Raw genomic sequence first — 19,079 nt, forward strand, 5'->3', positions numbered from 1 at the left:
AACACGCATGAAATTATCGAGCTTTGCCGATTATGCCGTCGTGCTGATGTCTGCCGCCGCCCGCCACTGCGGTGCGGTCAAGATGAACGCGACCACGCTCAGCGCCGAAACCGGCATCCCGCTGCCCACCGCGCAGAAGCTGGTGAGCCGGCTGTCGGCGGCGGGTCTGCTCGAATCGAGCCGGGGCACCGGTGGCGGCGTGCGCCTGTCGCGCCCGCCCGCGACGATCACCCTGGCGGACGTGGTGGAGGCGGTCGAAGGCCCCATCGCCATGACCGCATGCAGCGAACAGGGGGCGCATGACTGCAATCTGGAACAGGATTGCCGCATCCGTCCGCACATGAATCTGGCGAACAACGCGATCCGCGAAGCGCTCGCGAACGTGACCATCGCCAGCCTGACACGAGAAATGGCATGACTGAAGAAGTGAGCACCGTCCGTAATCAGGAAGCGCTGGAGGCCGCCGAGCGCGCCTCCACCTATGAACATGGCTGGTCGTCGGCCATCGAGCAGGATTTCGCGCCCAAGGGCCTGAACGAGGATACGGTCCGCTTCATCTCGGCCAAGAAGAATGAGCCGCAATGGCTGCTCGACTGGCGCCTGAAGGCCTTCGCCATGTGGCAGAAGATGGAAGCGCCGGATTGGGCCAAGCTCAACGTCCCGCCGATCGACTATCAGGACGCCTATTATTACGCCGAGCCCAAGAAGAAGGTGGAGCTGGATTCGCTGGATCAGGTCGATCCCGAAATCCTCGCCACCTATCAGAAGCTGGGCATCCCCATCGCCGAGCAGGAAATGCTCGCCGGCGTGAAGGGCAGCCGCAAGATCGCGGTCGATGCCGTATTCGACTCGGTTTCGGTCGCCACCACCTTCCGCAAGGAGCTGGAGGAAGCGGGCGTCATCTTCCGCTCGATCAGCGAAGCGGTGCGCGAATTCCCCGACCTCGTAAAGAAGTGGTTGGGCAAGGTCGTGCCGATGCACGACAACTACTTTGCCACCCTCAACTGCGCGGTCTTCTCCGACGGCACCTTCGTCTACATTCCCAAGGGCGTTCGCTGCCCGATGGAACTGTCGACCTATTTCCGCATCAATGCGGAAAATACCGGCCAGTTTGAGCGCACGCTGATCGTCGCGGACGATGGCGCCTATGTCTCCTATCTGGAAGGCTGCACCGCACCGATGCGCGATGAAAATCAGCTTCACGCCGCCGTCGTGGAACTGGTCGCGCTCGACGATGCCGAGATCAAATATTCGACCGTCCAGAACTGGTATCCCGGTGACGAGAATGGCAAGGGCGGCATCTATAATTTCGTGACCAAGCGCGCGCTCTGCCAGGGCCGCAACTCCAAGGTGTCGTGGACCCAGGTTGAAACCGGCTCCGCCATCACCTGGAAATATCCGTCCTGCGTGCTGAACGGCGAAAACAGCGTCGGCGAATTCTACTCCGTCGCACTCACCAACAATCTGCAGCAGGCCGACACCGGCACCAAGATGATCCACAATGGCAAGGGCAGCCGCTCGACTATCGTGTCGAAGGGCATCTCGGCGGGCCGGTCCAACAACACCTACCGCGGCCTCGTCCGCGTGAGCCCAAGCGCCGAAGGCGTGCGCAACTTCACCCAGTGCGACAGCCTGCTGCTGGGCGACCAGTGCGGCGCGCATACGGTGCCCTATATCGAGGTGCGCAATCCCTCGGCCCAGATCGAGCATGAGGCGACGACGAGCAAGATCAGCGACGACCAGCTCTTCTACGCGATGCAGCGCGGCCTGGACCAGGAAAGCGCGGTCAGCCTGATCGTCAACGGCTTCGCCAAGGAAGTGCTGCAACAGCTGCCGATGGAGTTCGCGGTGGAAGCACAAAAGCTGCTGGGTATCAGCCTGGAAGGCAGCGTGGGCTAATTTTGCCTGCGCCTTCCCGTCATGCCGGACTTGATCCGGCATCCCGCTTTTCTTGAGCGGGACGGAAAGGCAGCGGGACCCCGGATCAAGTCCGGGCTGACGATAGAACAGAAATTTGAAGGACGAGAATTTTGAGCGACGAAGACGATATCCAGGATGCCCTCGCCGATTTCGCGGAGGATGTCGGCAATGGCCAGGCATGGACCGCCGCGATCCGCATCCTGACCGAGGATTATGAGCTGGAAGAGGGCGAACTGCAGAAGCGTGCCGCCAAGGATTTCGGCGACCTCGACGCCTATCAGGCCGAATGCCGCGATGCGCTGGAAAAGGGCGATGTCGCGATGACCGAGAAGCTGCGGAGCGACAAGGCCTTCCACAAGGCGAAGGCGCCCAACCTCGCCCGCATGGGCCCGGTCAGCGAATTCGTCGTCGCGCTGCTGGAAAAGGGCGCGCCGGAACCGGACGCCGACTGGTGGCCCTATATGCCGATCAAGCGCCATATCGACACGCTCTTCCCCGCGCCGGGCGACGTGCGCGACATGGCCTTCTGGACCGCGCGGACGCTCCAGCGCGCGCACAAGGACTAAAGACAAGATGCTGACGATCGACAATCTCACCAACGAAATCGACGGCAAGGCGATCCTCAAGGGCCTGTCGCTCCAGATCAATGCGGGCGAAATCCATGCGATCATGGGGCCGAACGGCGCCGGCAAGTCGACCCTTGCCTACACGCTGGGCGGCCGTCCGAACTATGACGTGACCGGCGGCACCGCGACCTTCGAAGGTGCTGACCTGTTCGAGATGGACCCGCATGAGCGCGCCGCTGCCGGCCTGTTCCTCGGCTTCCAATATCCGGTCGAGATTCCCGGCGTCTCCAACCTGCAGTTCCTGCGCGAAAGCCTCAATTCGCAGCGCCGCGCGCGCGGCGAGAAGGAACTGAACGGTGGCGAGTTCATCAAGCTGGCCAAGGAAAAGGCCGGGCTGCTCGGCCTCGACATGGAGATGCTCAAGCGTCCGGTGAATGTCGGCTTTTCCGGCGGCGAAAAGAAGCGCGCCGAAATGGTGCAGATGGGCATCCTCGATCCCAAGCTCGCGATCCTCGACGAAACCGACTCGGGCCTCGACATCGACGCGCTCAAGACCGTCGGCGCGGGCATCAACGCGATCATGCGCAAGCCTGACAAGGCGGTGCTGCTGATCACCCATTATCAGCGCCTGCTCGACTATGTGAAGCCGGACTTCGTCCACGTCCTGGCCGTCGGCCGGATCGCCAAGTCGGGCGGCCCCGAACTGGCGCTGCAGCTGGAAAGCGAAGGCTATTCAGAAGTGCTTGGGGCCGAGGTGACCGCGGCGTGACCCTGCTTGCTCTCCCCACGCGCAAGGATGAAGCCTGGCGTTACAGCGATCTTGACGCACTCGCCGCTGCCTGGCCGGTGCCGGCCGCGACCCGGATCACGGTGGCGGAGGGCGAAAGCGCGCATGACCATCTGCTGCAGGACGCGGCCGATGGCACGACCGCGGTGCATGACTATGTCATTGATATCGCTGACGGTGCCCGGTTCGATTTCCATCTGCTCAACATTGGCGGCAAGCTTGGACGTGTCACTTTCGCTGTCACGCTCGGCAAGGGCAGCCATTTCGAACTGAACGGCGCGATCATCGGCGGTGGCGAGCAGACGCTGGAGATCATCACCAGCGTCACCCATGCCCAGCCCGACGCGACCAGCGGCCAGACCGTCCGCTCGATCCTGGGTAGCCATGCCACCGGCAATTATCTGGGCAGCATCAATGTCGCCCGCGATGCCCAGCGCACCGACGCCTTCCAGTCGATCAAGGCGATGCTGCTCGACCGCACCGCCACGGCGAACGCCAAGCCGGAACTGGAAATCTATGCCGACGACGTGAAATGCGCCCATGGCGCGACCGTCGGCGAGCTGGACAAGCAGGCGCTCTTCTACATGGCCTCGCGCGGCATGGACCCGGCAACCGCCAAGACCTTGCTGTTGAAAGCCTTCGTCGCGGGCGTGTTCGACGATGTCGCGCAGGACGATCTGCGCGAGCGGTTCGAGGCGGCGGCGCTCGCCAAGCTGGGGACGCTGGTATGACCGATCTCGCCCAAGGCCTGCGCCTGCGGGACGATTTCCCCGGTGTCGGCGACTGGCATTATCTCGACAGCGCCGCCACCGCGCAGAAGCCGACCGCCGTGATCGACGCGATCGCCCGTGCCTATGGCCCGGACTATGCCACCGTGCATCGCGGCGTCTATGAACGCTCGGCCAATATGACGCTCGCCTATGAGGCCGCCCGGCGCAAGGTCGCCGGCTTCATCGGCGCCGCGTCGGACAGCGAGATCGTCTATGTCCGCGGTGCGACCGAGGGCATCAACCTGGTTGCCCAGTGCTGGGCCGGTACGCAGCTCAAGGCGGACGACCGCATCCTGCTGTCCACGCTTGAACATCACAGCAATATCGTCCCCTGGCAGATCGTCGCCGAAAAGGTCGGCGCCCAGATCGACGTGGTGCCGCTGACGCAGGATGGCCGGATCGATCTCGACGCGATGCGCGCGATGATCACGCCGCAGCACCGCATGGTCGCGCTTGCCCATGTGTCGAATGTGCTCGGCAGCGTGCTCGATTGCCGCCGCGCGGCCGACATCGCCCATATGGTCGGCGCCAAGATATTGATCGACGGTTGCCAGGCGGTCCCCCGCCTCGCTGTCGATGTGCAGGCGCTCGACTGCGATTTCTACGTCTTCTCCGCGCACAAGCTCTACGGCCCGACCGGCATCGGCGTGCTGTGGGGCCGCAAGGAACTGCTGGACGCCATGCCCCCCTATCAGGGCGGTGGGTCGATGATCGACAAGGTGACGTTCGAAAAGACCACCTATGCCCCCGCGCCGACCCGGTTCGAGGCGGGGACGCCGCATATCGTCGGCGTCGTCGGCCTGTCGGCGGCGATCGACTATGTGCAGGGCATCGGCCTTGACACCATCCACGCCCATGAATGCGCCATGGTGGCCAAGGCCCGCACCGCGATCAGCCAGATCAACAGCGTGCGCGTGTTCGGCCCCGAAGATTCGGCCGGCATCCTTTCTTTCGAGGTGGAGGGGGTGCATCCGCACGATGTCGGCACCATATTGGACGAAACGGGTGTCGCGATCCGCGCCGGCCATCATTGCGCTCAGCCGCTGATGCGGCATCTGGGCGTCGAGGCGACCGCACGGGCCAGTTTCGGCATCTACAGCGACGACAGCGACGTGGATGCGCTGGTCAAGGGCATCGAACGGGTAAGGAAGATCTTCGGATGACCGAGGAAAAGAAGTTCATGGTGGAAGAAGTCGACGCGGTGGAAACCCCGCCCAAGGCGCGCGTGGAAGAGGCGGAGGCCGCTCCGCGCCAGCGCGACTATCTTGACGGTTTCCTGGCGCAGAAGCCCAGCGAAGTCGCGGCCGGTGAGCCGGGCGGCGATCTTTATGACGGCATCATCGATGCGCTGAAGGAAATCTTCGACCCCGAAATCCCGGTCAACATCTATGATCTCGGCCTCATCTACGGGGTCGACGTCACCAGCGATGGCCATGTCGTCGTCACCATGACGCTGACCACGCCGCACTGCCCGGTCGCCGAATCCATGCCTGGCGAAGTCGAACTGCGCGTCGGCGCGGTGCCCGGCGTCGGCGATGTCGAGGTGAACCTGGTCTGGGATCCGCCATGGGATCCGGGCAAGATGTCGGACGAAGCCAAGCTCGAACTGGGAATGCTCTGATGACCGAGACGACCACCAAGACTCGTGCCCGCCCCGCGGCCGTCATGCTGACGCCCAGCGCCGAAGGCCGCATCGCCGAACTGATGGCGCAGGCACCGGAAGGCGCGATCGGGGTCAAGCTCTCGACCCCCAAGCGCGGCTGCTCGGGCCTTGCCTATTCGGTCGACTATGTGACGGAAGAGGCCAAGTTTGACGAGAAGATCGAGACCCCCGGCGGTATCCTCTATATCGACGGCGCCTCGGTCCTCTATCTCATCGGTTCGACCATGAACTGGGTTGAGGATGATTTCACCGCCGGCTTCGTCTTCGCCAATCCCAATGCCAAGGGCAGCTGCGGCTGCGGCGAGAGCTTCACGGTCTGATACCAGTTCAGGGGAGGGCGCCGATGCTGCACATGCTGATCCTCGGCATGGGCTATAGCGCCTCCCGCCTCGCCGCCCGACTGCGGGCCGAGGGTTGGCAAGTCACCGGCGTCCGCCGCAGCGCCGATGCCCAGGCGATCGCCTTCGATGATGAACCGGCCGTCCGCGCCGCCATCGCCGGCGCCACCCATATCCTTTCCTCCGTCCCGCCCGAGGGCGAGGAGGATCCCGTCCTTACCCGCTATGGCGCCGCGATCGCCGCCGCGCCGGCGCTCTGGGTCGGCTATCTCTCCTCGACCGGCGTCTATGGCGATGCGGCCGGCGCCTGGGTCGATGAGGCGAGCCCTGTGGGGCAGGGGCGCCGCACCGCCCGCGCCCGCGCCGATCTCGCCTGGGGCGCCTTGCGGCCCGATGTCCGTCGCTTCCGCCTGCCCGGCATCTATGGTCCCGGCCGCTCGGCGCTCGATCGCGTCCGGGCCGGCAAGGCGCATCGCATCGCCCTGCCCGGACAGATATTCAGCCGGGTCCATGTCGACGATATCGTCGGCGGCATCATCGCCGCCTTCGACGGCCCGCCCGGCGCCTATAATCTGGCCGACGACCGGCCCTGCGCCCAGAATGATGTGATCGCGACCGCCTGCGAACTGCTGGGCCAGCCGCTGCCGCCGCTGCTGTCGCTGGAACAGGCCGACCTCTCGCCCCAGGCGCTGGCCTTCTATGCCGAAAACCGCCGCGTCGCCAATGGCCGGGCGCGTCGGCTGCTTGATTGGAAACCTCTTTACCCCACCCATGTCGAAGGTCTAAGGGCCTTCTCTGATTGGGGCCTTTTGGGTCAAGCTGCTTCCTCGATTACGTGATCGTTCCCATGGATCACTCGCTTCTCTCCGCGGTCGGCGCAAGGCCGCCGCATAATGGGGTCATGGAGAGCAAGGCGTCTCAATCTGTTTCGCGACCTTCAGCTGGGCTGAGGTTCCGGACTCTAAGCGAGATCGTCTTGCCCTTCGTCCCCATGGGAACGACGCTACCCGTCTTCTCAGACGGGATCTTGTTCGGGCCTCCTCATGCGATCTGGCCTGCTGGAACCTTCCCCCAGCGAAACTCAGTCTGATCGCTCCACATGCGATGCAAAATCACCGCGAGCTTGCGGGCGACAGCGACGCGGGCCTTTGCCATCCCCCGCCGCTTGGCAATGCCCATGCCCCAGGCTTTGAGCGCCGACCATTTCTTGCATCGGGTCAGTAACGTATGGGCCGCCTCGTAAAGCAATGTGCGCGCGAGTTCGTCTCCGCACCGGCTGACGCGTCCCTGCACATCTGTTTCACCCGATTGATATCGCCTTGGAGTCAGGCCCAGATGGGCGCCGACATCGCGAGATCGTCGGAAGCGTTCAGGTCGATCCACGGTCGCGCGAAAGGCGAGCGCCGTCAGCGGCCCCACGCCAGGCACAGACATCAACTGCCGGCAGATGGGTTCAACTCGAACGGTCTCAAGAACACGGCGTGTCAGCCGTTCAAGTTGGCAGTGCATGGCGGCGACGATGGCCAGCAAGGGTTCTGTAATATCCGCCAGCGAAGGGTCGGTTTCAGCGAGTTCGCGCACCCGCGTGGCGAACAGCTTGCGGCCTGGAGCTCCAACTTTGAGCCCACTTTCGCGTAGTACGGCGCGCACCGCATTCTCCATGTCCCGCACTTTACAGAGCACCGTCCGGCGCGCCACAAGTAATGAGCGCGACATCCGTGACGGGGCACTCTTGACGTGAACCTGCCGATACCAGCCCGTTCGGATGATTTGCGCTAATCCCCGCGCGTCATTGCGGTCAGTCTTGTTCGGCATTGCTCCCATGGCCGCTTTTGCCTGTCGTGTTTCAATGCACAACACCGGCAAGCCGGACCGAGCCATACCCTGGTGAAGCCACGCCGATTGCGAACAGGCCTCCAGTCCGATCCGCACCATCGGCAAAGCAACCCCGTTGAACGCCGATATCAAGCTTTCAGGATCGCTGGGCGCGCGTAGCTCGCGTACGATCGCGCCCGTCTCATCGACAATACAGATGGCCGTCTCTTCCAACGAAACATCCAATCCGGCATAGTAGTTCACGGTTGCTTCTCCTCATGGTTGTGGCCGCTCGATACGGACCACGTTCTACCATTTGCGAGGAGCAGCCACCTCTCCGACTCGGTGGCGAGCCCCAATCACCCCATCTGTCTTGTGGAAGAAAATCAGCCTTGCTGATCGGTTCGTCGCATGGTTTACGCCCCGTTAACCAGCGTGCGCCGAAAGCGGGATTACCGCATCAACAAGGGTGTGTCATGACCAGCATCGACAAGACTGTTTCCACGCTCGGTGACCGCATCAACGCCATGTCCGTGCCCGATCGCGCGGCCCCCGCGCCGGAATCGCTCAGCAGCCTGATCGCCCGCCTCAACATGGCCAAGCTGCGCTACCAGCCCGGCGGCGTCAGGCTCTAGAATCATAGAATAGAGCCTGATTCACGCCATCGGTGAAAGCGCGAAGCGCTTCCACCTCAGGCGATCAGGCTCAAGTTTTCGCCCGCAGCGCGATCACCATGCCGGCGATCGCCAGCAGCGCGCCCGGCACGGCCAGCCCGCTCCAGCGATAGCCCTCCACCACCGTGGAGATCAGCATCGCGATTACCGGGATCAGTACGCTGGTATAGGCGGCCCGACCCGCGCCCATGCGCTGGATCAGCCCGAAATAGAGCGGGAAGGTGACGACCGATCCCGCCAGCGCCAGCCATCCTATGCCCAGCAGATAGCCGATCCGCGGCTCGATCACCGGCGGCCCGGTGGTGATCCAGGCAAAGGCGGCGTCGATTCCCGCGCCGATCAGCATTGCCCAGCCCAGCACTGCGATCATCGGCAGCCGGCGGGCGATGTCCATGCCCTGCATCACGTTGGCGGTCGATGCGCTCATCAGACCGGCACAGGCAAAGGCCGCGCCCAGCACCACCTTGTCCGGGTCGATCCCGGCAAAGCGATATTCATGCACCAGCATCATGGCGATGCCCGCCGTCGCGATCACCGATCCGCCGATGAAGGCGCGGCTGACCGGCTGGCGATGGAAGATCCAGGCCAGGATGCTGTTGGGGATCAGCAGCATCGCATAGACCACCGCCACCACGCCCGACGTCAGATAGACTTCGGCGCGATAGACGAAGTTGAAATTGAGCACGAACTGCGCCGTGCCCAGCAGCGCGGCAAAGACCAGGCCGGCCCGCCCGATATTGAGCGACACGCCGCGCATCCGCGCGAACGCGGCCATCGCCACACCCGCCAGCAGGAAGCGATAGCAGACCGACCAGCTTGCGGGCACGCTGCCCAACTGGTCGCGGATCACGATCCAGGTCGAACTCCAGATCAGGGTGACGAGTATGAAGGGCAGGGCGATGCCGCCCCGCTCCATCCCGCCCCGCTCCATCCCGCCCCGCTCCATCCCGCCCCGCTCCATCCCGCGCTGCGCCCTGTCGTCAGGCGTCATGATGCCCCAATGCCCGGATCGCGTGGGCCAGCGGCGCGACGCTCTGCGCATCCTGCGACCAGTTGGTCACCAGCCGCGCCGCGCCCTCGCCCCAGTCATAGAAATCGAAGCCCTGCGCGCGCAGCGTCGCCGCTTCCGCCGGGGTCAGCCAGATGAACAGCTCATTGGCTTCCACTGGATGCATCAGCCGTCCGGCCGCGGCCTGCGCCAGCGCCTGCGCCGCGCCATTGGCGGCGCGGGCATTGTCCAGCCACAGTCCGTCCTCGACCATCGCCAATATCTGCGCGGCCAGATAGCGCCCCTTGGAAAAGAGATGGCCCGCCCGCTTGCGCCAGCGCGCCGCTTCCGCAGCCCGCGCCTCACGCTCGGGACCGAAGAAGATCAGCGCCTCGCCCACCATGCCGCCATTCTTGACGCAGCCGAAGGAGAGGATGTCGATCCCCGCGCGCCAGGTGACGTCGGCGGGCGCGCAGCCCAGATGCGCCACCGCATTGGCGAAGCGCGCGCCGTCCATGTGGAAGCCCAGCCCATGGGCCTTGGCGATCTCGCCCAGCGCCGCGACTTCGTTCGGCGTATAGACCATGCCATATTCGGTCGCATTGGTGATGCTGATCGCCCGCGCCGGCACCTGATGCACGTCGGGGCGGATCGCCTTGAGCCTTGCCGTCACGACATCGGGCAACAGCTTGGCGCCGACGCCCGGCAGCGCCATCAGGCTGGCGCCATGGGTGTAGAAGCCCGGCGCGCCGCATTCGTCGACGACGATATGCGCTTCCTCATGGCAGATCACCCCGCCATAGGGCGGGCACAGGCAGGCGAGCGCGATGCTGTTCGCCGCCGTGCCGGTGGCGATCCATTGCGCCTTCACCGGCGTTTCGAACAGGTCGGAAAAGGCGCCGTCCAGCCGCGCGCTCCACGCGTCGCCGTCATAGCCATGGTCGGCATGGTCTGCGCCGGCGATGGCGGCCATCACCTGGGGGCAGATCGGGGTGGCATTGTCCGAAAAGAAGTGCATGGCGCATGCGATACAGGGCGCGCGCTGGGACGGGAAGAGGCCAGCGACGGCGCCTTGGCTCTTTATTCCAAAATTGGTCAGTATATATGACCAATTGTTTCGCGGGGCCGGATGTGACATAGGCGCCCCCGTCCAACGCATAAGGAGACTCACCATGGACGTCGAACAGAAGTCGCGCTTTACCGTTACCCCCAGCAGCAAGGCTGTGGCGGCGGACGCGCGCGCGGTACTTCTGGAGGATCCGGGCTTCGGCCGGCTCTTCACCGACCATATGGTCACCATCCGCTATACCGAGGGGCAGGGCTGGCACAGCCACAGCGTCGGTCCGCGCGAGCCGTTCCAGCTCGATCCCGCCTGCGCCGTGCTCCATTATGCCCAGGAAATCTTCGAAGGGATGAAGGCCTATCGCCTGGCCGACGGCAGCGTCGCCATGTTCCGGCCGGAGGAAAATGCCCGCCGCTTCGCCGAGTCCGCCGAACGCATGGCGATGCCGGCGATCCCGGAAGACATGTTCCTCGAAGCGGTCGAGCAGCTGGTGAAGATCGACGCGGACTGGATCCCGTCGGGTGAGGGCAGCCTCTATCTGCGCCCCTTCCTGTTCGCCAGCGAAGCCTTCCTGGGTGTGCGCCCGTCGAACGAATATATTTTCTGCGTCATCGCCTCGCCCGCCGGCGCCTATTTCAAGGGCGGCAAGAAGGCCGTGACCCTGTGGGTGTCGGAACATTATACCCGCGCCGCGCGCGGCGGCACCGGTGCGGCCAAGTGTGGCGGCAATTATGCCGCGTCGCTGGTCGCGCAGAAGGAAGCGATCAAACATGGTTGCGACCAGGTCGTCTTCCTCGACGCCGCCGAGAACAAGTGGGTCGAGGAACTGGGCGGCATGAATGTCTTCTTCGTCATGGATGACGGCTCGATCGTCACCCCGCCGCTGACCGGCACCATCCTGCCCGGCATCACCCGCAACTCGATCATCAGCCTCGCCCGCGCCAAGGGGCATGAGGTGCGCGAGGAGCCCTACAGCTTCGCCCAGTGGCGCGCCGACGCCGCCAGCGGCAAGCTGCGCGAGGCATTCGCCTGCGGCACCGCTGCGGTCGTCACGGCGATTGGCACGGTCAAGAGCACCGACGGCGATTTCACCGTCGGCAATGGCGATGGCGGCCTGGTCACCGAAAGCCTGCGCGCCGAACTGACCGGCATCCAGCGCGGCAGCGTGGCCGATCCGGCCGGCTGGGTCCGCACGCTCTGATTTAGAGCCGGTGCCGATGCGCCGTAGGCGCAAAAAGACTCTGAGACAATTTGTCGCCCCCGCTTTCAGCCCGAAAGCGGGGGCGATGCTTTTCAAAGCGCTCTCAAGCGCCTAGACAGATGCCCATGCAACGCTTCGACGTCGTCATTCTTGGCGGGGGCCTGGTTGGCCTCACCCTGGGCATCGCTCTTTCGCGCCATGGCGTGCAATGCGCCGTGATCGATCCGGCCGACCCCGTGCAGGCCACGGCCGCCGGCTTCGACGGCCGCGTTTCGGCGATCAGCTCGACCAGCTTCGCCATGCTCCAGGCGATCGGCGTTGGCGCCCATCTGGAGGGCAAGGGCTGCCCTATCGACCGTATCTGGGTCAGCGACGGGCTGGAGCCGGGCGCGCTCGACTTCGTGCCGGACGAGGATGATGGCGTGATGGGGACGATGTTCCCCAATCGCGACCTGCGCGTCGCGCTGGCGCAGACCGCAGCCGAGGTCGAAAATCTCACCATCTTCCAGCCCGATCGCGCCGTCCATGTCGATCGCAATGCCGATGGCGTCACCCTGACACTGCAGAACGGCGCGACGATCCACGGCGCGCTGCTGGTCGCGGCGGAAGGGCGCAACAGCCCCACGCGCGAGGCGGCGGGCATCAACACCACCCGATGGCAATATAAGCACACCGCCATGGTCACCGCGATCGACCATGAGGTGCCGCACGCCAACACTGCCTATGAAATCTTCTATGTCGGCGGCCCGCTCGCGCTGCTGCCGATGCTGCCGGGCACCCGATCCGCCGTGGTGTGGACCGTGCCCACCGATCAGGCGCCGGCGATGCTCAAGCTATCGGAACGCGCCTGGCTCGCCGAAATGCAGAAGCGCATCGGCGGCTTCCTGGGCGAGATCAGCCTGGCCGGCCCGCGCTCCTCCTATCCGCTCGGCTTCCACCATGCCGCGCGCATCACCGACACCCGCCTCGCGCTGGTCGGCGACAGCGCCCATGCCATCCACCCGATCGCCGGGCAGGGCCTCAATCTCGGTTTCCGCGACGTGGCGGCGCTGGTCGAGGTGCTGGTGGAAGGGATGCGCCTCGGCCTCGATCCGGGCGATGCGCAACTGCTCGCCCGCTATCAGCGCTGGCGCGGCCTCGACACGATGATGACGAGCGTCGCGATGGATGGCCTGGTTCGCCTGTTCGACATTCCCGGCAAGCTGCCCTCGCTGGTCCGCCGCGCCGGCCTTGCCGCCGTGCAGCGCACCAGCCTGCTCAAGAACCGCTTCATGGCCGAAGCCCGCGGCCAGTCCGGCGCCCTCCCGCGCCTGCTCGCCGGCGAGATGGTTTAGGGGCTAATGTTCGTCACCCCAGCGAAGGCTGGGGTCTAGGGCGATCACGCGCTGGAAGGCACAAGATCCCAGCCTTCGCTGGGATGACGGAATGGCAGGCTGGCGGGACTCTGCTTCTACGGATCACAGCATCCGCCGCAGCACCCCGTCCTTCAGCACGAAATGATGGCGCAGCGCCGCCAGGATGTGGACGATGATGAGCGCACTCCACAGCCAGGGGATCAGCTCATGCGCCTCGTGCGATATGCCGACGATCGCATCGCCTTTGGCCACGCCGAATTTCGGCACGTCGAACAGGAAGAGCCAGTTCAGGGGCCGCTCGCCCGCCGACGACATGATCCAGCCGGACAGCGGCACGATCAGCATGAAGGCGTAGAAGGCGATATGGGTGAGGTTGGCGGCCAGCTTCTCCCAGCCCGGCATCGCGGCCGGCAGCGCTGGCGGCTTGTGCCCAAGCCGCCAGCCGATGCGCAGGATGGTCAGCGCCAGCACAGTGAGGCCGATCGACTTGTGGACCGGCATCACCTTCCATTCCTTGGGCAGGCTGTCATGGGCAAAGCCCAGCCACAGATTGACCAGGATCAGGATCGCGATGATCCAGTGCAACAGGCGGGCGACGGACGTGTAACGGGCCATGGGCTGCTCCTTTTACGGAAGTCTCGCCTGGGCCCTGCGCGCGCTACCCCGCCCGCACGGCCCAGCTATGTCGAAAGGATACGCACGGTGGCGATAAGGTCCTTATCCGGCGTGTCTTTTATCCCTGACGATTGGCGACCAGATTATCCACAACCGACGGATCGGCAAGTGTACTAACGTCCCCCAGCGCCTGCGCTGACACTTCGCCCTCGGCGATCTTGCGCAGGATGCGGCGCATGATCTTGCCCGAACGCGTCTTGGGCAGGCCGGGCGCGAACTGGATCGCGTCGGGCGTGGCGATCGGGCCGATCTCGGTCCGCACCCATTTCACCAGATCCTTGCGCAAATCGTCGCTCGGCTCCTCATTCGCGTTCAGCGTCACATAGGCATAGATGCCCTGGCCCTTGATGTCGTGCGGGAAGCCGACCACCGCGGCCTCGGCGACGCTTTCATGCAGCACCAGCGCGCTCTCGACCTCGGCCGTGCCCATGCGATGGCCCGACACGTTGATGACATCGTCGACCCGGCCGGTGATCCAGTAATAGCCGTCGGCGTCGCGCCGCGCGCCGTCGCCGGTGGTATATTTGCCGGGGAAGGTGGTGAAATAGGTCTGGAAGAAGCGGTCATGGTCGCCCCACACCGTGCGCATCTGGCCCGGCCAGCTGCCCGCGATCACCAGATTGCCCTCGGTCGCGCCCTCCTGCACCGCGCCGTCGCCATCCAATATCTGGGGAATGACACCGGGCATCGGCAGGGTCGCGCTGCCGGGCTTCAGGTCGGTGGCGCCAGGCATCGGCGCGATCATCGCGCCGCCGGTCTCGGTCTGCCACCAGGTGTCGATGATCGGACAGCGGCCTTCGCCGATCACGCCATGATACCAGCGCCAGGCTTCCGGATTGATCGGCTCGCCGACCGTGCCCAGCACGCGCAGCGAGGCGCGGCTGGTCGAATGGACATAATCATCGCCCTCCTTCATCAGCGCGCGCAGTGCCGTGGGGGCGGTGAAGATGGTGTGGACCTGATGCTTGTCGACCACTTCCCAGATGCGCGCCGGGGTCGGCCAGTTGGGCACGCCCTCATACATCAGGGTCGTCGCGCCGTTCGCCAGCGGACCGTAGACGATATAGCTGTGGCCCGTGACCCAGCCGATGTCGGCGGCGCACCACCAGATGTCGCCGGGCCGATAGTCGAAGCACAGTTCATGGGTCAGGCTGGCCCACAGCAGATAGCCGCCGCTCGTATGCAGCACGCCCTTGGGCTTGCCGGTCGAGCCTGAGGTGTAGAGGATGAACAGCGGGTCTTCCGCATTCATCGGTTCGGGCGGGCAGTCGGCCGATACCTGCGCCGCTGCCTCATGCAGCCAGATGTCGCGCCCCTCCTGCATCTGCACCGCGCCACCGGTCGCCTGCACGACGATCACCTTGTTGACGCAGGGCGCCTCGGCCAGCGCTGCATCGACATTGGCCTTGAGCGGCACGGTCTTGCCCGCGCGGCGCCCTTCGTCGGCGGTGATGACGATGGTCGAATCGCAATCGACCAGACGCCCTGCCAGCGCCTCGGGCGAAAAGCCGCCGAACACGACGCTGTGGATCGCGCCGATCCGCGCGCAGGCGAGCAGGGCAAAGGCCGCCTCGGGGATCATCGGCATATAGACGGTGATCCGGTCGCCCTTTCGCGCGCCCACGTCCTTCAGCACATTGGCAAGGCGGCAGACTTCCTCATGCACCTGCTTGTAGGTGTAGCGGCGCACGTCGGCGTCGGGACTGTCGGGTTCCCAGATGATGGCGACCTGGTCGCCCCGCTCGGCCAGATGCCGGTCGATGCAGTTGGCGCTGACGTTCAGTTCACCGTCGGCGAACCATTTGACGCCGAAATCCGCCTCGTGGAAGCTGCTTTCGTCCGCCTTGGTCGGCGGCGTGATCCAGTCCAGCCGCTGCGCCCGCTTCAGCCAATAGGCGTCGGCGTCCTCGATCGAGCGTGCATAATCGGCCGCGCGGCCTTCCCGGTCCAACAGGGCCTGGGCGGCCCATTGGGAGGGAACCGGGAAGAAATCGTCAGACATCCAGCTATCCTTTCCTGTGCGCTAAATTCCATGCGCTTGCAGCAGGTTGTAGGAGGCGCGCAGCACGACTTAAAGGGGCGATGCGCGTTTCGCCGCGTTTCTGTGTTTTTGCGCCTTTCCCGGCGCGCGGCCCCGGCCTAACAGAAGATCATATGTGGCAACTTTTCCAATTCCCGCTCTGTCCCTTCTCCCGCAAGGTTCGTCTGCTGCTTGGCGAGAAAGGCATCGGCTATGATCTGGTGCGCGAATCTCCCTGGGAAATGCGCGACGAGTTTCTGGATCTCAATCCGGCCGGCACCACCCCGGTGGTCGTCGATCAGGAAAAGGGCGTCACGCTGATCGACAGCCAGGCGATCTGCGAATATTTCGAGGAAACGGTCGAAAAATTCCCGCTCATCTCCGGCACGGCCGCAGGTCGGGCGGAAGTGCGGCGCCTGACCGCCTTCTTCGACCAGAATTTCTATGGCGATGTCGTCGGCCCGCTGCTGCATGAGCGGATGAAGAAGCGGCTGATCGAGCGCGTCTCGCCCGACGCCCGCGTCCTGCGCGAAGCGATGCGCCGGGCCAACGTCCATATGGACTATATGGATTATCTGCTCGACCATCGCAGCTGGATGGCCGGCGGCACGCTCAGCCTCGCCGATATCGCGGCGGCAGCGCATCTGTCGGTGGCGGATTATCTGGGCGGCATCGACTGGGCCGGGCATGAGCCGGTCAAGCGCTGGTATGCCGGCTTCAAATCACGCCCCTCCTTCCGCCCGCTCCTGTCCGAACGGATGGAAGTCATCACCCCGCCGACCCATTATGAAAAGCCGGATTTCTAAAGGGCACGGGCACGACGCGGTTTAGTCTGCCTCGGCCGCCAGATAGACCCGGTTGCGGCCATGTTCCTTGGCCAGGTAGAGCGCCCGATCGGCGGCCTTCAGCGCCGCGCGCGGGTCGTCATAGGCCAGGACATTGGCGACGCCGGCGGAAAAGCTCACCCGCTCCATCCGCTCGCCATTGGTGCGGTTGACCAAGCTGCGATTGGCCAGATCCTCGCGCACCGCGTCGACCGCCTCGCAGGTCTCGGCCGCCGTCTTGCCGCGAAACAGCATGACGAACTCCTCGCCGCCATGACGGGCGACATGGCAGCGGTCATCGGACGCCTTGGCCAGCAGCCCGGCGACGAATTTCAGCACCCGGTCGCCGGTCTCATGGCCATGGGTGTCGTTGACCAGCTTGAAATGATCGATGTCGCAGAAGGCGACCGACAATTGCTCGTCGCCTTCCTTCGCCAGCTTCAACTCCTCGCGCAGCACGCCCTCGAAGGCACGGCGATTGGGCAGGCCGGTCAGATGGTCATGCTCGGCGGCGCGACGGGCTGTCTCCAGGCTCGATTTCAGCGCCTGGGTCTGCTTCTGGTTCTCGCGCAGCTGGGTTTCGACCTGGCGGGTCTTTTCCACCATCGACCGGGTCAGGCTGACCAGCCGGGCCAGGATCGGCTCATTGTCGGCACCGGCGGCCAGGCCCTTGGCCTGTTCCTGCAATGCCGCGCCATAATCCTTGGCCGAATTGCGGGATTCGGTCATCAGCCCGGTGAATTCGTCCAGATTTTCCTCGACCTTGTCGAGCATGGAGGCGAGCGCATCGGGCGTCACCTCGTCCGCGCGCTGGCTGGCGGCCAGCGATTCCATCCAGGCGTTGCTGATCTTGCCGCGCTCCATCAGCACTGCCTGCACCGCCTTTTCCACGCCGATGCTGGCGCCGGTCAGATAGTCGAGCGCCACGCCGAAATTAAGCGGCGTCAGGTCCAGATCATGGGCGAACAGAAATTCGCCGATCTCCTCATAGAGGCGACGACGGCGATTAATCTCGCGACTGGCGGCACTGCCGGCGCGCGCGCGCGGCTCACTTTCCACCTGCGGTTCGTCCGGCTTGCCGGACAGGCCACGGGCCCAGCGGGAAAGGCGGTCGGTCAGCCCATGGTGCGAGCCGGTGGTGGATGTGGATGCCCCAGTCATGCCGCTTATAACGGAGGCGCCCGATCAAGGTTAAGGGGGCGCTCGGTAAAAGTGGCAGGGATTTCAATCCATGCCGCTTTTTCTACGTGGATTCAGATATTTGCCGCCACCAGCCAATCGCGGAAGATGCGCACCGACCGGGTCTGCAACGCGCGCGGGCGACAGACGAAATAATAGCGATAGGGGCTGTCGCAGCGGATATTGGGGAACAGCCGGATCAGCCGGGGGTCGCCCGACTGTTCGAAATGGCTGGCATGCATGACCGCCACGCCCAGTCCCTGGGCGGCGGCTTCCAGCATCAGCTGACCGGAATCATAATTGTCGATCGCCAGCGGCTGCAGGTCGGGAATGCCCGCCACGTCCTTCCACGCGTCGAAGGAAAGGGCCATGTCGCGATGCAGCAGGATCGTCTGTTGCGCCAGTTCGCTGGGTGACGCCAGCGCATTGGGGCCTTCCACCATTTCGCGCCGGCCGATCAGATAGACCTGCTCATGGTCCAGCTCATAGGCATAGAGCGCCGGGTCGATATCCTTGCTGGCCAGCACGATCGCCGCATCCAGCCCTTCGCCCAGCCGCGCCACGGCATGGGGCGTCGTTTCGATGTCGATATGCAGCTGCGGGTGCTGCTGGCGCAGCCGGCCCAGATGCGGGAAAAGGCGCTGCGTCGCGAACAGCGGCATCACCGCCAGGCGCAGGCGCAGCTGGTTGCCGCCGCTCTGGATATTCTCCAGCGCCTGGCTGAGCGAATCCAGCGCCGGGGCGATGTCGTCCAGCAGCCGCTGGCCTTCGGAATTGATCTCCAGCGCCTGATGCTTGCGGTCGAACAGCGGGCGTCCGATGAACCGCTCCAGCGCCTGGACGCGACGGCTGAGTGCCGGCGTCGACAGGGCGAGTTCCTCGGCAGCCGCCTTGACCGAGCCAAGACGGGCAACCTGAACAAAGGCCTCCAGGGCCGTAAGAGGCGGCAATCTGCGCATAATCGTCAAATTCTATAAGCCGGTCCGCTGCGTCGCATCATCTGTCATTATCGAACGGCGCGCTTCCCCGGTTCAAGCATCCTGACCTGCAATGAGCAGGAAAACGCGGCAAATGGCAAGATGCAAAAATTGCAACCACCCGATTCTTTTCGCACTTGCAAAATTACCTGCTGCAGCGCACATAGGAAAGGCCTTTCAGGCATCCTCTCCTATAAACTTTCCGGGCTAGCGCTTGCGCTGGCCCTTTTTTTGTTCCGGGCATAACGAAGCACGGCCCCTTTC

General features: G+C 64.5%; 20 protein-coding genes. 13 read left to right on the plus strand and 7 right to left on the minus strand.

Annotated elements, in window-relative coordinates:
• Window positions 1-7: 7 nt before the first annotated feature.
• The 9 genes from VHN57_RS21670 to VHN57_RS21710 all read left to right on the plus strand — a co-directional run bounded on the left by VHN57_RS21670 (window position 8) and on the right by VHN57_RS21710 (window position 6,883).
• Window positions 8-418 (plus strand): RrF2 family transcriptional regulator, encoded by a 411-nt coding sequence (locus tag VHN57_RS21670; protein ID WP_069338812.1) that lies wholly within the window; start codon window positions 8-10, stop codon window positions 416-418.
• Window positions 415-1,899 carry a Fe-S cluster assembly protein SufB gene (gene sufB / locus VHN57_RS21675; protein WP_010339231.1) on the plus strand — a complete coding sequence of 495 codons (1,485 nt, stop codon included), beginning with the start codon at window positions 415-417 and terminating at the stop codon, window positions 1,897-1,899. The genes VHN57_RS21670 and sufB overlap by 4 nt, the downstream gene beginning before the upstream one ends.
• Window positions 1,900-2,030: 131 nt before the next feature.
• Complete coding sequence (locus VHN57_RS21680; protein WP_423285384.1) at window positions 2,031-2,486, plus strand: hypothetical protein; 456 nt, start codon at window positions 2,031-2,033, stop codon at window positions 2,484-2,486.
• A 7-nt stretch (window positions 2,487-2,493) separates the two neighbouring features.
• The gene (gene sufC, locus VHN57_RS21685) at window positions 2,494-3,255 is read left to right on the plus strand and encodes a Fe-S cluster assembly ATPase SufC (protein WP_423285386.1); all 762 of its coding nucleotides are present in this window, start codon (window positions 2,494-2,496) and stop codon (window positions 3,253-3,255) included.
• Window positions 3,252-4,004: a SufD family Fe-S cluster assembly protein gene (locus VHN57_RS21690; RefSeq protein ID WP_278984485.1), complete on the plus strand. Its 753-nt coding sequence runs from the start codon at window positions 3,252-3,254 to the stop codon at window positions 4,002-4,004. Before sufC ends, VHN57_RS21690 begins: the two co-directional genes overlap by 4 nt.
• On the plus strand, window positions 4,001-5,206 hold the full coding sequence (locus VHN57_RS21695) for an aminotransferase class V-fold PLP-dependent enzyme (protein WP_423285388.1): 1,206 nt from the start codon (window positions 4,001-4,003) through the stop codon (window positions 5,204-5,206). Before VHN57_RS21690 ends, VHN57_RS21695 begins: the two co-directional genes overlap by 4 nt.
• Window positions 5,203-5,664, plus strand: a complete 462-nt coding sequence (locus VHN57_RS21700) for an SUF system Fe-S cluster assembly protein (RefSeq protein ID WP_423285390.1) — start codon at window positions 5,203-5,205, stop codon at window positions 5,662-5,664. Before VHN57_RS21695 ends, VHN57_RS21700 begins: the two co-directional genes overlap by 4 nt.
• On the plus strand, window positions 5,664-6,026 hold the full coding sequence (locus tag VHN57_RS21705) for a HesB/IscA family protein (RefSeq protein WP_423285392.1): 363 nt from the start codon (window positions 5,664-5,666) through the stop codon (window positions 6,024-6,026). The genes VHN57_RS21700 and VHN57_RS21705 overlap by 1 nt, the downstream gene beginning before the upstream one ends.
• A 23-nt stretch (window positions 6,027-6,049) precedes the next feature.
• Entirely contained in the window at window positions 6,050-6,883 is an 834-nt protein-coding gene (locus VHN57_RS21710; RefSeq protein ID WP_423285394.1) for a Rossmann-fold NAD(P)-binding domain-containing protein, read from the plus strand.
• A gap of 202 nt (window positions 6,884-7,085) precedes the next feature.
• On the opposite strand, the gene VHN57_RS21715 is transcribed toward VHN57_RS21710, so the two are convergent.
• Window positions 7,086-8,123, minus strand: coding sequence for an IS110 family RNA-guided transposase (locus VHN57_RS21715; RefSeq protein ID WP_161730774.1), 1,038 nt, complete (start codon window positions 8,121-8,123; stop codon window positions 7,086-7,088).
• Between the two features lie 212 nt (window positions 8,124-8,335).
• Between VHN57_RS21715 and VHN57_RS21720 the strand changes: the two genes are divergently transcribed.
• The gene (locus VHN57_RS21720; RefSeq protein WP_004209402.1) at window positions 8,336-8,494 is read left to right on the plus strand and encodes a hypothetical protein; all 159 of its coding nucleotides are present in this window, start codon (window positions 8,336-8,338) and stop codon (window positions 8,492-8,494) included.
• Between the two features lie 70 nt (window positions 8,495-8,564).
• On the opposite strand, the gene VHN57_RS21725 is transcribed toward VHN57_RS21720, so the two are convergent.
• Entirely contained in the window at window positions 8,565-9,449 is an 885-nt protein-coding gene (locus tag VHN57_RS21725; RefSeq protein ID WP_423286086.1) for a DMT family transporter, read from the minus strand.
• A 64-nt stretch (window positions 9,450-9,513) separates the two neighbouring features.
• Entirely contained in the window at window positions 9,514-10,539 is a 1,026-nt protein-coding gene (locus tag VHN57_RS21730) for a threonine aldolase family protein (RefSeq protein WP_423285396.1), read from the minus strand.
• Between the two features lie 154 nt (window positions 10,540-10,693).
• On the opposite strand from VHN57_RS21730, the gene VHN57_RS21735 reads away from it, so the two are divergent.
• Both VHN57_RS21735 and VHN57_RS21740 read left to right on the plus strand, forming a co-directional pair.
• Entirely contained in the window at window positions 10,694-11,785 is a 1,092-nt protein-coding gene (locus VHN57_RS21735; protein ID WP_004209406.1) for a branched-chain amino acid aminotransferase, read from the plus strand.
• A 125-nt stretch (window positions 11,786-11,910) separates the two neighbouring features.
• Window positions 11,911-13,119 (plus strand): UbiH/UbiF/VisC/COQ6 family ubiquinone biosynthesis hydroxylase, encoded by a 1,209-nt coding sequence (locus VHN57_RS21740; RefSeq protein ID WP_423286088.1) that lies wholly within the window; start codon window positions 11,911-11,913, stop codon window positions 13,117-13,119.
• Between the two features lie 123 nt (window positions 13,120-13,242).
• On the opposite strand, the gene VHN57_RS21745 is transcribed toward VHN57_RS21740, so the two are convergent.
• Together VHN57_RS21745 and acs are read right to left on the minus strand one after the other, a co-directional pair.
• Window positions 13,243-13,755 (minus strand): cytochrome b, encoded by a 513-nt coding sequence (locus VHN57_RS21745; RefSeq protein ID WP_423285398.1) that lies wholly within the window; start codon window positions 13,753-13,755, stop codon window positions 13,243-13,245.
• Window positions 13,756-13,873: 118 nt separating this feature from the next.
• A complete protein-coding gene (gene acs, locus VHN57_RS21750) occupies window positions 13,874-15,817 on the minus strand; it encodes an acetate--CoA ligase (RefSeq protein WP_423285400.1) in 1,944 nt (647 codons plus the stop codon).
• Window positions 15,818-15,969: 152 nt separating this feature from the next.
• Here acs and VHN57_RS21755 point away from each other — a divergent pair, with 152 nt between their 5' ends.
• Complete coding sequence (locus tag VHN57_RS21755; RefSeq protein WP_004209410.1) at window positions 15,970-16,641, plus strand: glutathione S-transferase family protein; 672 nt, start codon at window positions 15,970-15,972, stop codon at window positions 16,639-16,641.
• Between the two features lie 21 nt (window positions 16,642-16,662).
• On the opposite strand, the gene VHN57_RS21760 is transcribed toward VHN57_RS21755, so the two are convergent.
• Together VHN57_RS21760 and VHN57_RS21765 are read right to left on the minus strand one after the other, a co-directional pair.
• A complete protein-coding gene (locus VHN57_RS21760; protein ID WP_125998058.1) occupies window positions 16,663-17,820 on the minus strand; it encodes a GGDEF domain-containing protein in 1,158 nt (385 codons plus the stop codon).
• Window positions 17,821-17,912: 92 nt separating this feature from the next.
• Window positions 17,913-18,797, minus strand: a complete 885-nt coding sequence (locus tag VHN57_RS21765; RefSeq protein WP_004209412.1) for a LysR substrate-binding domain-containing protein — start codon at window positions 18,795-18,797, stop codon at window positions 17,913-17,915.
• Between the last annotated feature and the right edge of the window lie 282 nt (window positions 18,798-19,079).

This window comes from Sphingobium salicis subsp. salicis, assembly GCF_049472635.1.
In the GTDB taxonomy this organism is placed as follows: domain Bacteria; phylum Pseudomonadota; class Alphaproteobacteria; order Sphingomonadales; family Sphingomonadaceae; genus Sphingobium; species Sphingobium yanoikuyae_A.